The organism is Pseudomonas sp. Xaverov 259 (assembly GCF_019352915.1).
Classification (GTDB): Bacteria; Pseudomonadota; Gammaproteobacteria; order Pseudomonadales; family Pseudomonadaceae; genus Aquipseudomonas.
In genome coordinates this window covers 79,170-94,036 of record NZ_JAAAFV010000017.1, presented here as the reverse complement: position 1 = coordinate 94,036, position 14,867 = coordinate 79,170, and the positions used below count along the sequence as shown (strand labels likewise).

13 protein-coding genes are annotated in these 14,867 nt (G+C 58.3%); 8 read left to right on the top strand and 5 right to left on the bottom strand.

Annotated elements, in window-relative coordinates:
- Positions 1-203 precede the first annotated feature (203 nt).
- On the bottom strand, positions 204-1,610 hold the full coding sequence (locus K0H48_RS02870; RefSeq protein ID WP_138815762.1) for a transglycosylase SLT domain-containing protein: 1,407 nt from the start codon (positions 1,608-1,610) through the stop codon (positions 204-206).
- 98 nt (positions 1,611-1,708) lie between these two features.
- Positions 1,709-2,476, bottom strand: coding sequence for a hydroxyacylglutathione hydrolase (gloB, locus tag K0H48_RS02865; protein ID WP_138815763.1), 768 nt, complete (start codon positions 2,474-2,476; stop codon positions 1,709-1,711).
- Positions 2,477-2,541: 65 nt separating this feature from the next.
- On the opposite strand from gloB, the gene K0H48_RS02860 reads away from it, so the two are divergent.
- From K0H48_RS02860 to K0H48_RS02840, 5 genes are all read left to right on the top strand, one after another.
- The gene (locus K0H48_RS02860) at positions 2,542-3,300 is read left to right on the top strand and encodes a class I SAM-dependent methyltransferase (RefSeq protein WP_017136933.1); all 759 of its coding nucleotides are present in this window, start codon (positions 2,542-2,544) and stop codon (positions 3,298-3,300) included.
- Positions 3,301-3,332: 32 nt separating this feature from the next.
- Positions 3,333-3,785, top strand: coding sequence for a ribonuclease HI (rnhA, locus tag K0H48_RS02855; protein ID WP_017136932.1), 453 nt, complete (start codon positions 3,333-3,335; stop codon positions 3,783-3,785).
- A 79-nt stretch (positions 3,786-3,864) separates the two neighbouring features.
- On the top strand, positions 3,865-4,605 hold the full coding sequence (gene dnaQ, locus K0H48_RS02850) for a DNA polymerase III subunit epsilon (protein ID WP_219266361.1): 741 nt from the start codon (positions 3,865-3,867) through the stop codon (positions 4,603-4,605).
- A gap of 202 nt (positions 4,606-4,807) precedes the next feature.
- A complete protein-coding gene (locus K0H48_RS02845; RefSeq protein WP_056859488.1) occupies positions 4,808-7,063 on the top strand; it encodes an arginine/lysine/ornithine decarboxylase in 2,256 nt (751 codons plus the stop codon).
- Between the two features lie 8 nt (positions 7,064-7,071).
- A complete protein-coding gene (locus K0H48_RS02840) occupies positions 7,072-7,653 on the top strand; it encodes a GNAT family N-acetyltransferase (RefSeq protein ID WP_138815767.1) in 582 nt (193 codons plus the stop codon).
- Positions 7,654-7,701: 48 nt separating this feature from the next.
- On the opposite strand, the gene K0H48_RS02835 is transcribed toward K0H48_RS02840, so the two are convergent.
- Positions 7,702-11,919: a glycosyltransferase gene (locus tag K0H48_RS02835; RefSeq protein WP_219266326.1), complete on the bottom strand. Its 4,218-nt coding sequence runs from the start codon at positions 11,917-11,919 to the stop codon at positions 7,702-7,704.
- Between the two features lie 157 nt (positions 11,920-12,076).
- Complete coding sequence (locus tag K0H48_RS02830) at positions 12,077-12,982, bottom strand: LysR substrate-binding domain-containing protein (protein WP_219266325.1); 906 nt, start codon at positions 12,980-12,982, stop codon at positions 12,077-12,079.
- 154 nt (positions 12,983-13,136) lie between these two features.
- Between K0H48_RS02830 and K0H48_RS30660 the strand changes: the two genes are divergently transcribed.
- The gene (locus K0H48_RS30660; protein ID WP_257626821.1) at positions 13,137-13,268 is read left to right on the top strand and encodes a type II secretion system protein GspG; all 132 of its coding nucleotides are present in this window, start codon (positions 13,137-13,139) and stop codon (positions 13,266-13,268) included.
- A gap of 103 nt (positions 13,269-13,371) precedes the next feature.
- Positions 13,372-13,716: a hypothetical protein gene (locus K0H48_RS02820; protein ID WP_219266324.1), complete on the top strand. Its 345-nt coding sequence runs from the start codon at positions 13,372-13,374 to the stop codon at positions 13,714-13,716.
- A gap of 60 nt (positions 13,717-13,776) precedes the next feature.
- On the opposite strand, the gene K0H48_RS02815 is transcribed toward K0H48_RS02820, so the two are convergent.
- Positions 13,777-14,013, bottom strand: coding sequence for a hypothetical protein (locus K0H48_RS02815; RefSeq protein ID WP_017136925.1), 237 nt, complete (start codon positions 14,011-14,013; stop codon positions 13,777-13,779).
- Positions 14,014-14,240: 227 nt separating this feature from the next.
- Between K0H48_RS02815 and K0H48_RS02810 the strand changes: the two genes are divergently transcribed.
- Complete coding sequence (locus K0H48_RS02810) at positions 14,241-14,798, top strand: NADPH-dependent FMN reductase (protein ID WP_219266323.1); 558 nt, start codon at positions 14,241-14,243, stop codon at positions 14,796-14,798.
- Positions 14,799-14,867: the final 69 nt, after the last annotated feature.

The following is a 14,867-nucleotide window of genomic DNA, read 5'->3' as shown; positions in this document are numbered from 1 at the left end:
GTACAGTAACAGCTTGTTCCGGTTGGAAAAAGGCTGTTGAAAAGCCCTGGGGTCAGGGTTGGGAAGGTATCGAATTGGGTGAAGATCAAATGTGGGAGCTGGCTTGCCTGCGATGCAGGCACCTCGGTACATCTGTTACATCGAGGTGATGCTATCGCAGGCAAGCCAGCTCCCACACAAGCCAGCTCAATGCTGAAGGGGGCTTAGCGTGGCCCGGAAACCACCAGCATCTGCCCCGGCTTCAACGCCTGGCCAGTACGCGGGTTCCAACGCTTGAGATGTTGCATCTCCACGTTGAAACGCTTGGCGACGATGTACAGCGAGTCGCCTTTCTTGACCTTGTACTGCACCGGCTTCTTGCTGCTGGCCACCAGTTTGCGGGTGTCCTGCATCACCAGGGTCTGGCCGACCTTGAGGGCCTGGCCATTGAGCTTGTTCCAGCGCTGCAGGTCATGCACATCGACCTTGTTCGCCTTGGCGATCAGCGTGAGGTTGTCGCCACTGCGCACCTTGTAGTTGCGGGTACGCCCGGCCACCCGCGTGCTCTCAACTTCGTCGAACACCTGCTTTTTAGGGCGCATCGCCAGCAATTCTTCGGGCTTCATCGTCGAAAGTGTGCTGGTGAGCAACTGCGCCTTGGAGCTGGGCACGAGCAAATGCTGCGGGCCGTCCAGGGTGGTGCGTTGTTTCAGGGCCGGGTTGAGCTGGAACAGTTCGTCTTCGTCGATCTCGGCCAGCGCGGCAACCCGGGACAGGTCCATGCTTTGCTTGACTTCAACCACTTCGAAGTACGGCGTGTTGGCAATCGGGCTCAGGTTGACGCCGTAGGCCTCGGGGGCTAGCACCACTTGGGACAGCGCCAGGAACTTGGGCACGTAGTCCTTGGTTTCCTGGGGCAGGGGCAGGTTCCAGTAGTCGGTAGGCAGGCCGAGCTTTTCGTTGCGCTCAATGGCCCGGCTGACCGTGCCTTCGCCGGCGTTGTAGGCCGCCAGGGCCAGCAGCCAGTCGCCGTTGAACATGTCATGCAGACGCGTCAGATAGTCCAGGGCGGCGGTGGTGGAGGCGGTGATATCGCGGCGGCCGTCGTAGGCGCGGGTCTGGCGCAGGTTGAAGTAGCGCCCGGTGGAGGGGATGAACTGCCACAAACCGACCGCATCGCTGCGCGAATAGGCCATGGGGTTGTAGGCACTTTCGATCACTGGCAGCAGCGCCAGCTCCAGGGGCATGTTGCGTTCTTCAAGGCGTTCGACGATGTAATGAATGTAGAGGCTGCCGCGTTCTCCGGCGTTCTCTAAAAAGGACGGGTTGCTGACGAACCACAAGCGTTGTTGCTCGATGCGCGGGTTCACACCCAGGCCGTCCTGCAATTGAAAGCCCCGGCGCATGCGTTCCCAGACATCCTGGGGCACTTCGGGGCTAGGCTTCTCTGAGAGCCAAATAGGTTTTTGCTTGATCTTGGCAGCAAGATTGGGTTTGGGTTGCACGGTGGATTGTGCAGCGAAATTGGTCGATTGGCAGCCCGCCAGAGTCGCGGAAACGGCCACCGCCACGGCTTGAGCCAGGCGGGTCAATGCGTCTGAAGAAATGGATTTACGAATAGATGACGACATTGGCTGGAAGTAAGTTCCGGGCAAAAATGTCGGGCGATTCTAGAAAGCGCTTTGGTTCCGGTCAACCATTCAGAAATTCCGTATCAGATTGCATCCGCTTAGAACTTATCTTTCCAAGCCCTCAAGCTAGCAAACACCTCGGCCCCAGTGCGGTTATCGCGACCATTCCGTTCGTCCGCTTTTTGTTTAACGGATGTTTCGGTGGTACGCAAAAAAGGGTTAGTACGTTTTTCCAGGGCCAGGTTGGATGGCAGCGTCATCTCGCCACGGGCGCGCAATTGCTTGACGGTTTCGACGCGTTCGGCAATATCGGCATTGTCCGGTTCCACAGCCTGGGCAAATTTAAGGTTACTTTGCGTGTACTCGTGGGTGCAGTACACCAGCGTGTCGGCGGGCAGGGCGGCCAGGCGCTCAAGCGAGGTGTGCATTTGTTCCGGGGTGCCTTCGAACAGGCGCCCGCAGCCGGCGGCAAACAGGGTGTCGCCACAAAACAGCACGCCCTGGTGGTAATAGGCGATATGGCCGAGGGTATGGCCGGGCACGCTATAAACGTCGAAGTCCCAGCCGAGTGCGCTGATGCGCTCGTTATCGTGCAGGGCCACGTCGCGCGCGGGGATTTTCTCGTTCGCCGGGCCGTAGACCTGGGCGCCGGTTACCTGTTTGAGCTGTTCGACGCCGCCGACATGATCATGATGGTGGTGGGTTATCAGGATGTCGCTGAGCCTGTATCCAGGGTTTTGCTTGAGCCAGGCGAGCACCGGCGCGGCATCGCCGGGGTCGACCACGGCGCAGCGTTGGGTATCAGGGTCTTGTAACAACCAGATGTAGTTATCGGTGAAGGCGGGCAGGGCACTGATCTGTATCATTCTTCGATTCGCCAAGCTGAACACATTGGTGCATCTTAGAACGTCTAGGCGAGTTGGAGAATGCAATGACTGATAAAGCGTTCGCCCAGGCCGATCCTGAATGGCTGGCCCTGATCAGCGCAGCCCGTGATTGGCTGTCCGGGCCGATCGGGCAATTTTTGCTGGATGAAGAGCGGCGCATGCTCGAAGACGAGCTGGGCCGGTTCTTTGGTGGTTACCTGGTGCACTACGGCCCGTCAGCGCAGACGCCGCCCGCTGCGCCGCAGGTGCAACGCAATGTTCGCCTGGGCGCGCCGTTGCCTGGGGTCGAGATTGTTTGCGAGGAGCAGGCCTGGCCGCTGAGCGAACATGCTGCCGATGTGGTGGTGCTGCAGCATGGCCTGGATTTCTGCCTGTCGCCCCACGGTTTGCTGCGCGAGGCCGCCAGCAGCGTGCGCCCAGGTGGCCATTTGTTGATTATCGGCATCAACCCCTGGAGCAGTTGGGGCCTGCGCCATGTGTTCGCCCATGATGGCCTGCGCCAGGCGCGCTGCATCGCGCCGTCGCGGGTGGGCGACTGGTTGAACCTGCTGGGCTTCGCGCTGGAGAAACGCCGCTTCGGGTGCTATCGTCCGCCGCTTGCGTCTGCCAAGTGGCAAGGCCGGCTGGCCGGCTGGGAACGCCGCGCAGGTGCCTGGCAACTGTCGGGCGGCGGCTTCTATTTATTGGTCGCGCGCAAGATCGTGGTCGGGCTGCGGCCGGTGCGTCAGGTGGCGCGTCAGCCCATGGGCAAGCTGGTGCCGATGCCGATGGCCAAGGTCAACCGCAAGCAAAGCGAACCGTAAAACCCTTTTTTTGATTTAAGACCGAGCAACTGATGACCGATACCGTAGAACTCTTCACCGATGGCGCCTGCAAGGGCAACCCTGGCCCCGGCGGCTGGGGCGCGTTGCTGGTGTGCAAAGGCGTGGAGAAGGAACTGTGGGGCGGCGAAGCCAACACCACCAACAACCGCATGGAACTGATGGGCGCCATTCGCGGCCTGGAAGAACTCAAGCGCCGCTGTGACGTGCTGCTGGTCACCGACTCGCAATACGTGATGAAGGGCATCAACGAGTGGATGGTGAACTGGAAGAAGCGCGGCTGGAAAACCGCAGCCAAGGAGCCGGTAAAGAATGCCGACCTGTGGCAATTGCTCGATGAGCAATGCAACCGCCATGACATCACCTGGAAATGGGTACGCGGCCACATCGGCCACCCGGGCAACGAACGCGCCGACCAGTTGGCCAATCGTGGCGTGGACGAAGTGCGGGGCTACAAACAGAGCTGAACCGGTTGACGTGTTAACATCGCGCGCCTTGATTTACACCACACTGCATACCACCGTTGAGAGCTGAACCCTGATGGCCATCCGATCTGTTGTACTCGATACCGAAACCACCGGCATGCCGGTGACCGATGGTCACCGGATCATTGAAATCGGCTGTGTCGAACTGATGGGTCGGCGTCTCACCGGGCGCCACTTTCACGTCTACCTGCAACCGGACCGCGACAGTGACGAAGGCGCGATTGGCGTCCACGGTATCACTGATGAATTCCTCAAGGGCAAGCCGCGCTTCGCTGAAGTGGCGGACGAGTTTTTCGACTTCATCAACGGCGCTCAGCTGATCATCCATAACGCGGCGTTCGACGTCGGCTTCATCAATAACGAGTTTGCCCTGATGGGGCAGACCGAGCGTGCGGATATCTCCCAGCACTGCTCGATCCTCGATACCTTGATGATGGCCCGTGAGCGTCACCCCGGCCAGCGCAACAGCCTGGATGCCTTGTGCAAACGTTATGGCGTCGACAACTCCGGTCGTGAACTGCACGGCGCCTTGCTCGACTCCGAGATTCTCGCCGACGTTTACCTGACCATGACCGGCGGGCAGACCAGCCTGTCCCTGGCGGGTAATGCCTCCGATGGCAGCGGCTCGGCAGAAGGTTCGGGCAACCGGCCTTCGGAAATCCGCCGCTTGGCGGCGGATCGCAAGCCGACCAACATTATCCGTGCCAGCGAGCAGGATTTGGCCGAGCATGCGGCGCGCTTGGAAGCGATTGCCAAGTCGGCGGGTGCGCCGGCGTTGTGGTCACAACTGACTCAGCAATAATCACTGTCGAGCACGGTTGAACATGTGGGAGCGGGCTTGCTCGCGAATGCGGTGGGTCAGTTACAGATAAATTGACTGACCCACCGCATTCGCGAGCAAGCCCGCTCCCACAGTTGATTTGCGGTGTCCTCACAATCTTCATTCGCCACATCCACTCCCAGCTTCTACCCTGAGTGCATAGCCCTCAGGACGCCAAGCACTCATGTACAAAGACCTGAAGTTCCCTGTTCTTATCGTGCACCGCGACATCAAGGCCGACACCGTTGCCGGTGATCGGGTCAGAGGCATCGCCAGGGAGTTGGAACAAGAGGGCTTCAGTATTTTTTCCGCGGTGGATTACGCCGAAGGCCGATTAGTGGCTTCTACCCATCACGGCCTGGCGTGCATGTTGATCGCCGCCGAAGGCGCTGGCGAAAACACCCACCTGCTGCAAAACATGGTCGAGCTGATTCGCCTGGCGCGGGTGAGGGCGCCCAACCTGCCGATCTTTGCCCTGGGCGAGCAGGTTACCCTGGAAAACGCGCCGGCCGACGCCATGAGTGAGCTCAACCAACTGCGCGGCATTCTGTACCTGTTCGAAGACACTGTGCCGTTTTTGGCCCGCCAGGTTGCGCGTGCCGCGCGCGCCTACCTTGATGGCTTGTTGCCGCCGTTTTTCAAAGCGTTGGTACAGCACACCGCTGACTCCAACTATTCCTGGCACACCCCCGGCCATGGCGGCGGCGTGGCTTATCGCAAGAGCCCGGTGGGGCAGGCGTTCCACCAGTTCTTCGGTGAAAACACCTTGCGCTCGGACTTGTCCGTGTCGGTGCCGGAGCTGGGTTCGCTGCTCGATCACACCGGGCCCTTGGCCGAAGCCGAGGCCCGTGCGGCGCGCAACTTTGGTGCCGATCACACGTTCTTTGTGATCAACGGCACCTCGACCGCCAACAAGATCGTGTGGCATTCCATGGTGGCGCGCGACGACTTGGTCTTGGTGGATCGCAACTGCCACAAGTCGGTGCTGCATTCGATCATCATGACCGGCGCCATCCCGCTGTACCTGTGCCCGGAGCGCAACGAGCTGGGGATTATCGGCCCAATCCCCTTAAGTGAATTCAGCCCCGAATCGATCCGCGCCAAAATTGACGCCAGCCCGTTGACCCGTGGCCGGCCGGCGAAAGTGAAGCTGGCGGTGGTCACCAACTCCACCTACGACGGCCTGTGCTACAACGCCGAGCTGATCAAGCAGCAATTGGGCAACAGTGTTGAGGTGTTGCACTTCGACGAGGCCTGGTACGCCTACGCGGCCTTTCACGAATTCTTCGCCGGGCGTTATGGCATGGGCACGTCGCGCACCCCGGACAGCCCGCTGGTGTTCACCACCCACTCGACGCACAAATTGCTCGCGGCGTTCAGCCAGGCGTCGATGATCCATGTGCAGGACGGCGGTGCGCGCCAGTTGGACCGTGACCGTTTCAACGAAGCCTTCATGATGCACATCTCCACGTCCCCGCAATACAGCATCATCGCCTCGCTGGACGTGGCCTCGGCGATGATGGAAGGCCCGGCCGGGCGCTCGCTGTTGCAGGAGATGTTCGATGAAGCCCTGAGTTTTCGACGTGCGCTGGCCAATCTGCGCCAGCATATTGCAGCCGAAGATTGGTGGTTCTCGATCTGGCAGCCGCCGTCGGTGGCCGGCATCGACCGGGTCGCCACGGCGGATTGGCTGTTGCACCCGCAGGATGATTGGCACGGCTTTGGCGATGTGGCCGAAGACTATGTGTTGCTGGACCCGATCAAAGTCACCCTGGTCATGCCCGGCCTTAACGCCGGTGGTGCCTTGAGCGATTGCGGAATTCCCGCCGCAGTGGTCAGCAAATTCCTCTGGGAACGTGGGTTGGTGGTGGAAAAGACCGGTTTATATTCCTTCCTCGTGTTGTTTTCCATGGGCATCACCAAGGGCAAATGGAGTACCTTGCTCACCGAGTTGCTGGAGTTCAAGCGCAATTATGACGCCAATGCCAGCCTGGCCAGCTGTTTGCCCTCGGTGTTCAAAGAAGGCCCGGCGCGTTATCAAGGCCTGGGTTTGCGTGACCTGTGCGACCAGTTGCATAGTTGTTACCGCAGCAACGCCACGGCCAAGCACCTCAAGCGGATGTACACGGTGTTGCCCGACATTGCGATGAAACCGGCTGATGCCTACGATCATCTGGTCAGGGGTGAAGTCGAAGCCGTTTCCATTGACGCCTTGCCAGGACGCATCGCAGCCGTGATGCTGGTGCCGTATCCGCCGGGCATTCCGTTGATCATGCCGGGCGAGCGCTTTACTGAATCCACGCGCTCGATCATCGACTACCTGGCATTTGCCCGCACGTTCGATAGCAGTTTCCCCGGTTTTGTCGCCGATGTTCATGGGTTGCAACACGAAGATGACGGCAGTGGTCGTTGTTACACCGTCGATTGCATCAAGGGTTAAGGATGTTTATGCAAGCTGTAATGAACCCGAAGTATCCGGGGCTTAGTGTTCGGGTCGCCGACGAAGGCTTTGACGCCTACGTGTGGGGCAATGACTTCAGCTTTGAGGTCAGCGCCTATGGCGTGCCGGAGATGGGCCAGCGGGTCGATCAATGGGCGGTGGAGCGCATCCTGCCGTACCGCAAATGTTATGGCATCGACCCGGAAGAATTCGCCAGTTTTCGCGATGTTCCCGACAGTGCGATTTTTATGGCGTACCTGGATGATCGCGCGGTGGGGCACGTTGTGGTCAGCACCAACTGGAACGGTTTTGCCCATGTCGACGAGCTGGCGGTGGCCTTGCCTGCGCGACGCCATGGCGTGGCCAAGGCGTTGCTGGATGTGGCGCAGTTCTGGGCGCGCAAAAAGAATCTGCCGGGCATGATGCTCGAGACCCAGAACAATAACCTGGGGGCCTGCCGCCTGTATGAACGTTGCGGGTATGTGATGGGCGGGATCGATCAATTGCGCTATCGCGGGATTGATCCGCAAACCCGCGAAGTGGCGATTTTCTGGTATCGGCTGTTTAAGCCCGAGTCGCAAATGGCCTGAACACGCTGACGGCTGATGTTCAGGCCACGTTGAAGTACAGCGGCTAGATCAGGAATCGATCCAAGAGTGTTCGGCGCCGATTTCGATCTTCAACTGGTCACGGAACGCGTGGTAGTGCGTTTTGGCTTGCGCCACGCTTTCTTTGAGCCCATCCGGTTCAGTCAGGCCTTTATTGCGATAATACTGGCGAGTGTCGTCTTCCAACTTGAACTGGGGGCCGGAGGTGTACCTGTTATTGAGCTTTTGTATTTTTTCTTTGCTTATCCCATCAAAGCCTGCATCGTAAATGTCAGGTCGCTTGGTTTTCAGTACGTCGTCAAACATGTTCGGGCCGACGGTTTCAAAGATCTTGCCTTCGTACTCCAGAAAATCTTGGGTGTAGGTGAATCTGCCATTGGCCTCTTTGGAGAGGGTGGGGCGATTGGCCTCTAAGTACGCCTTGTTTTTAGTGAAGCGCCGGTTCATCTCGGCGATCATTTCGGTCACGACCGGGTTATCCGGTTGCGTGGCGAAGTTACTGGTATTGAAGAAAGGTTTGTAGTCGGTGACTTTGTGAGCGACCGGTTTGCTGAGCAGCATATCCGAGTCACCCGCGTTCAAGCCGGCGGACCCCACAGCACCTTTAATCGTGTCATCGGTGTCGAGATAAATACCGCCATATTTATTCATCAACGGATAGCGAGCCACATCGGAAGTGGCGGCAAGGTTTTTCCCCTGGCCCTTGCGGAAGTAGGTGTACAGTTCTGTTGTTTTCAATGGCTGGAAAAAGTCTTCGTCATGCAAGTTCATGACGGTAACGCCGGGAGCATCCGTCTCCAGCTTGAGCTTGATGGCCTGCAGCAACTCTGGAGTGTCGGCGTCGACGTGCACAATGGATGTGAAACCGGGCATCTTTTCGGCGTTGGCCGCGATGTTCTTGACCAGCTTGTCGGGGATTTCGCCGCCTGCCCAGAAGTAGTGAATGTTGGTAGGGATGGGCCTGATATTGCTGGGCATCTGCAAGATAGCCGGCGGGGTTGCATCGATGAACCTGAAATTGTGCTCGGGTATCTTCTGGGCTTTTTTAAGTTCTTCCAGTGGTCCCATCTGCCACTTGTTCTTGGCGCTTCTCCAGAAGTACTCGGCGGCCTTTCCGTTGGCTTTACCCGAACTAGCCATCCAGGCACCGACCTTGGTATCAAAGGTGGCGACAATGTTCATGCCCCGGTGTTTGATCGTGAAGGGGTATGAAGAATCCGTGGTTATTTTTACGTCGTCTACCGGCACGACGTAGGTGTGTTCGTTTAGTTTCCAGGGTGAGAGGGAGTCACCGCCGAACAAACGATTGGCGGTGGCGGAGGGTTCCCAACCGGCGCTGCCCAAGTCCTTGACCGCAATGTTGTCGCGTGGCGCGCTGGGGTGTTGGATAACCCGCTGGCCGTCCTTGAGGCTGGACTGATAGAGCTTGCCATCGACTTTTATATATTCTTTGTTGTTAGGGCCCGTATATACATTGCCCTGCAACCCTTTGACCCGCAGCAGGTCCGGATCAATCACGGCCTCATAACCCAGCAGCGAGGGTTTATTGAGGACTTTGACTTCCCCGGCAGCCGCCGCCATCGCAGGCTGGAAATCTTTCAGCGGTGAACCGTAGGGCCGCCCCTTGGCAGCGTCGAAGGCATACCAGTTGCCGCCCCGGAACAACGCATCACCTTCCAGAACTTCACCGGCAACCTTGGAGGTGCCTATAGCAACCAGGCCATGCTGCGTGCCGGCCGCTTTGAGTGCGTCGTTGCTGCCGCTGACGCCCTTGAGGGCACTGAATGCGCTCTTTCCCTTGGACCAGGTCCAGCGGCCAATGCCTTTGAGCAAGTCGCCCGCGCCGCCTAGCGGGTTGAGCACGTCGGTGGCGACGGTACCCAGAAACCGGGCGCTTCTTACTGCGCCCTTCAGGCCGGCGACACCCTTGGCGACCACTTTACTCGCCTGCGCGGCCTTGCCGGCGCCCAGGGTCACCAGGCCAATCACGTCCATGCCCAGGTCAAGCAAGCCATCGCCGATATTGCCCTGCATGAAATTAACAATCGCAGACCTGAACGGAATCATACTCAGGAAAAACTCGCCGATGGCCGTGTTCGCGGCGCTGGTTTTATCGTAGGACGTTGTTCCGCGTGCATGTTTGAGCAGGTCATCGCCCTGCAAGTCCAAGCGTTTACTGAGTACTTTGGCGATGTAGCGGGTACGGTCTGAATCGAACATCTGTGGCGTTTCAACGACCGCCGGCTTTTCCTTGGCCTGCTCGGTGTGCTCGTCTTCGAAGGGGTTGAATCGCACGGTTCTATGCAGTGTGTTGGCGTCTCGGCTATCGAGCCTGGAGTAGGGTGGCGAGTAAATATTTCTCAGGTAATCGTGTTTTGAAATGGTCCCGGCGCGTGTATCGATGCGGTAAATACTGACCTGGCCCTCACGGGTGATTTTCACGTCCAGCGTATGGCCTTTTTGGGTCAGGTTTTTTGTCGAGAAATCCAAGCCAATGAGATAGCTGTCGGTATGAAAAAATTCGAGTTGCCCATATTCGAAGTTTTTCCGGTCCTCGGGGGGCAACGTCGAGATCAGATACTGGGCCATCCCCGTGTGGCCTATTTCCAGCTTTGCCATGGCTGGTGTGTAGCGCTGGGTAAAGGTGTCTGCGACAGAGAGTTCGCCACTGTCGGAAAGCGCGCAAAACTGCTTGATGGGGATGCGCTTGTCGTTGGTGATCCAATGTTCGTTGTCATCATTTTTGACTGTGTCGCCGTGCATGACGACATCCAGCATTGAGTGCGTACCGGGGAAGCGTCCGGGGCGTCCTTTGATCAACCGGGCCTTCGTGAGATTTTTCGCCTTGAAGACCTCATCGGGTACGCCTGGAAATTTCTCCCTGAGCAAATCCATTCCCATGTTTTCACGCATCGGAATGGGGGTTGCAAGTGCCAGGGAAGTGGCTTGCAAGGCTGTCTGCTGGGCGCTGAAGGCACTCTGCACAGTGCGCATCTGAGTGTCGGTAGGTGTCTCGTCAGCCTTCAAGTAGCCATTGACCACCGCCCAATTGTGCACGGCTTCCCACTGGATATTTTGAGCGAGCGATGTACCAACGTCGCTCGCTTCGGCGGCGGCGAGTACTTCGCGATAGGTCATGGTGAGTACACGCCCCGGTGATTCGATTTCCAGCTTGGCCACAGCGATAGCCAATTGGGTCCAGGGAATGCTGCCGTAGGTCACGTTGGCCGGGATATCTTTGATCAGGTATTCAGGGGCGCTGTGTGCCAGCAACATGCGGGCCGCCAGTTCAGCCGATGCTGCGCTGGCTCGGCCTGTTGCCACCAGATGGCGGCTCAAGCCCTCGATGACTACCGTGGCCGGTCGGTTCCAATGCTGGCGCTGCCCCAGATCAAAGCCGGCAACGTTGTTACGCATCGGTGTGCTCACGGATTGCGGGTTCAGTCCCAGATGAATCGCCGCGAGCAAGTAGTCATTGACGCTGGTGTTCGTGGCAATGCCGCCCAACCGGGTCTGAATGGCCTGGCCCAGCGCTTGTGCCTTGGCCGATCCCAGCAGTGTTTCGACTGCGCTGCTGGGATATTTATAGTCATTGCTGGATAACTCGCAGGCGGACAACAGATAGCCCAGCACGCCTTTTGGGTCGGTCAATGGCAACCCTGGCAGCGCTGAGTCAGGTGCGTTCAACAAGGCGACGATGGCTTGTTTGTCTTGCGCCGAGAGCGGCATCGGCCAGGACAGCGCGCCGCTGAAGTTGCCCAGGGGCGGTGTCTGAACGTGCTTTGTCGCTAATTGATAAAGGGCCTGCAACGCATCCAGGGTTTTGGGAAGGGGCAGGTCGCTGCCGCTGAGGAAGGTGCCCAGTTTGACGATGCTGGTGGGCGCCAGATTGTGCTGCTGATAGTAGCTGGAGCCTTCGCATACCGATACTGAGACGCTGTTCAAGTGCGACGTCAGTTGGACCTCAAGCAGACTTTGCTGCTCACTGGAAAGGGGGGCCGGGAAGGCAGTGTGCAGATCCTCCAGGATCGTGTGCAGTTTTGCCGCCAGGGTTTCCCAGTTACACCGATCGGCAAAGGCTTTTTTAAGCGCTGCCGGGTTGTTCAGATCATCAGGTGTTGCATCGTTGGCTGAGGCTTCAATCAAAGCCGGCTCAGCGGTAATTAGCGCACCGGTGCCCTGCGACGCAGTGAGGTTGGCAGGGTTCTGTAGCGCTTGATGAGAAAGGGCAGATTGGAGGGTAGTCATAGGAAACGCTTCCTTGGTTAGAGTATGTCGTCCAGTGGAAAGCACGCAGCTGTGCTTTCTGCCTCTGTGAGTGCGACGTCTCTAGAACAAGGTTCCAACGGGTTTTTTTAGATTTTGTGTCGGTGAAAGGGTATACAAAAAGGTACGCAGGGCGGGGTCAGGTGGCAGCTGTGCCCGTCAGCAAGGCGTCGGCCTTAGAGGCGACGATCTCCAGCAGTGCATTCAGCGCTGGGGCGGGTTCAGACGCCTTCAACGTCAACGCGTAAAGGAGCACAGGTATCGGCGGTGACAACGGGCATGCATCCAGCCCTGCTTCCCGAGCCCCGTAGGCGGTGAACGGGTCGACAATCGCCAGACCTTCTCCGGCCTCGACCATGCTGCGCATCATCTGGTAGGTCTGCACCCGCGTTTGCACCACCGGCAGCGGGCGCAGGGCTTGCAGCTTGGCGTCCAACACACGGCTCAGCGGGTCATGGCCTTCCAGCCCGATCATCGACTGCCCGGCCAGGTCCTGCAGTGCAATGTACTTTTGCTTGGGTTTGAGCCAGCCATGGGGTGCGAGCAGTTGCAACTTGCCCTGGGCCAGCACGGTGCTGTGGATTTGCGGGTGTTGCGGATCATGCAGGCTAAGGCCCACGTCGGCTTCACGCAGCAACAGGCTCCTGACGATCTCCCGCGTTGGCTGGCTCGACAGGTTGCACGGCGTGTCCTGAAAGCGCCGGCGCAGCAGCGCCAGGCTTTGTGGCAAGAGTTGATTGGCCAGGGGCGGCGTACACAGCGTGCGCAAGGTCGGGGCGTGATGGTGTTTCAGGCGGCTGGCCAGGCGCTGCACTGGCTCCAGCGCCTCATAGAGATGGGCGATTTCAGCCTGCAGCTCCAGGGTTTCGCGGGTTGCTTGCAAACGTCCGCGCACACTGGCAAACAGCATAAAGCCCAATTGCTGCTCGGCGTCCTTGAGGGTCGCGTCCACATCGCCCACGGGGAGTTGCAACCATTCGGCGGCCGTGCCGAGATGTCCGGTCTGCAAGATGGCCTGAATCACTTCGATATGACGTAAACGCATCGCCGGAGTCTATGTTCAGTGCGGTGGGGTTTCAATGCCTGGGTAAAAAAGAGCACAGGCATGGGGGAGTATTGGCTACCGTCAGTGGGTATGTCACTGTCACGGGCAGGGTATACAAAGAATGTATCAATCGAGGGAAAGGGGGAACCTCAACATGCCAGCAAGTCTCTTGAACGGAAAAATACCCACCCAGCCCGACGCCCCCTTCGATCTGTTTTCATTCGGCAAGGACCGAACCCTGGGCGGCGTCGGCGCTAGCAAGGATATTACCTACGGCGACCACTGAATCACCTGGCATTCCCCATCGACCTGATTAGAATGGCGCATCTGATCATCAACGACCAATACCGCTCACCCGGCACTTAAAACAACAACAGGTCTGGTCTCACATGCCTCTACCCTCGACGTTTTTCGGGGTAACGGCCAAACAACTGCTGGTTCTGGTGACCATTGGCTGCGTGGCTGCTTACCTCTTCAATAATCAAGACGAACACCTCCCGGAAAACCATGCCCTTGAGGCGTTTATCCGTTCCCAGGAACAGGTGAGCGAGCAAGTCGGCGCGGTGCTGGAGATTGCGCTGGTCAGGCAGGTGGTGGCGTATCCCGCCTACGGCGCGCCGGGCTACAAGCGTTCGCTGTATGCCGTTGAAGGCGAGCGGGGGCGGTTGCTGGTGACGCTCAAGCAACTGGACGGTGAGCAAGGCGTGGAAGTGACGCAGATACGCCGGCCGTGATCACCCGGCCCAGTCAACGCCAGTAATGGCCAGGACTGAGCAGGTCGATAAGGCGCGATCTTATGAAGCGAGGGTGGTTTGCGATTCGCGGACGATGATGGTCCCCGACTGGATCAATTTGAATTCATCGCCTTCCAATTTCTCTACACGGTCGCCAATGGCCAGCTTGTAGGTGGTGGTAGGCGTCGAGCCAGCCTGGCTGTCCTGCGCCGGGTTGGATTCCTGGAACTCATGCACCGAATACACGCGTCCTTCCGCGTCTCTGGCATGGAACTGTCCGACAAGTACTGCAGCCATCTGTTTAGAACCTCTGGAGATAAACACTCGATTTGCGGTTCTGTAGACCGTCATGGAGCGGGGTAGTTTACCTATGGAAAAAAAATACTATTCGTTGATGTTTTCAGACGCTTCCTACGCGGGTGGCTTTGTGGGAAACGCTGTTGGGAGTATCAAAACCCGCTGGTGAAGCCGTCGCGAAGGCTCTATAACTACAAGTTCCTTTAGTCAGACGTCGGGAAACCTCAATGAGCAAGGTCTACACGATTGCCGTCCTGGTTGGCAGCCTTAGAAAAGAGTCGATCAACCGTAAGGTCGCGTTGGCATTGGCCGAACTGGCACCTGCCAACCTCAAGTTGAACATTGTGGAAATTGGCGATTTGCCGCTCTACAACGAAGACATCGACGGTACCGCGCCGCCCGCAGCCTACAGTACTTTCCGTCAGCAGGTACGTTCATCCGACGCGGTGTTGTTTGTGACCCCGGAATATAACCGCTCTGTGCCGGCCCCGTTGAAGAACGCCATTGACGTTGGGTCTCGTCCTTATGGGCAAAGTGTCTATGGTGATAAGCCTGGGGCGATCATCAGCGTGTCGCCGGGGGCCATTGGTGGGTTTGGGGCGAACCATCATTTGCGTCAGTCGCTGGTGTTTTTGGATGTGCCTTGCATGCAGCAGCCCGAGGCGTACCTGGGGGGCGCGGGTAGCGTGTTTGATGAGGCGGGTAAGGTGTCGGAGAAGACCCGGCCGTTTTTGCAGGCGTTTATTGATGGGTATGGTAAGTGGGTTGAGAAACAGTTGGGTTGATGGCTATTAGTGGGGGGTGTGTACATATCCGTTGCTGCGGTGATGGCTACTTAGGGTTCCGCCCTGACG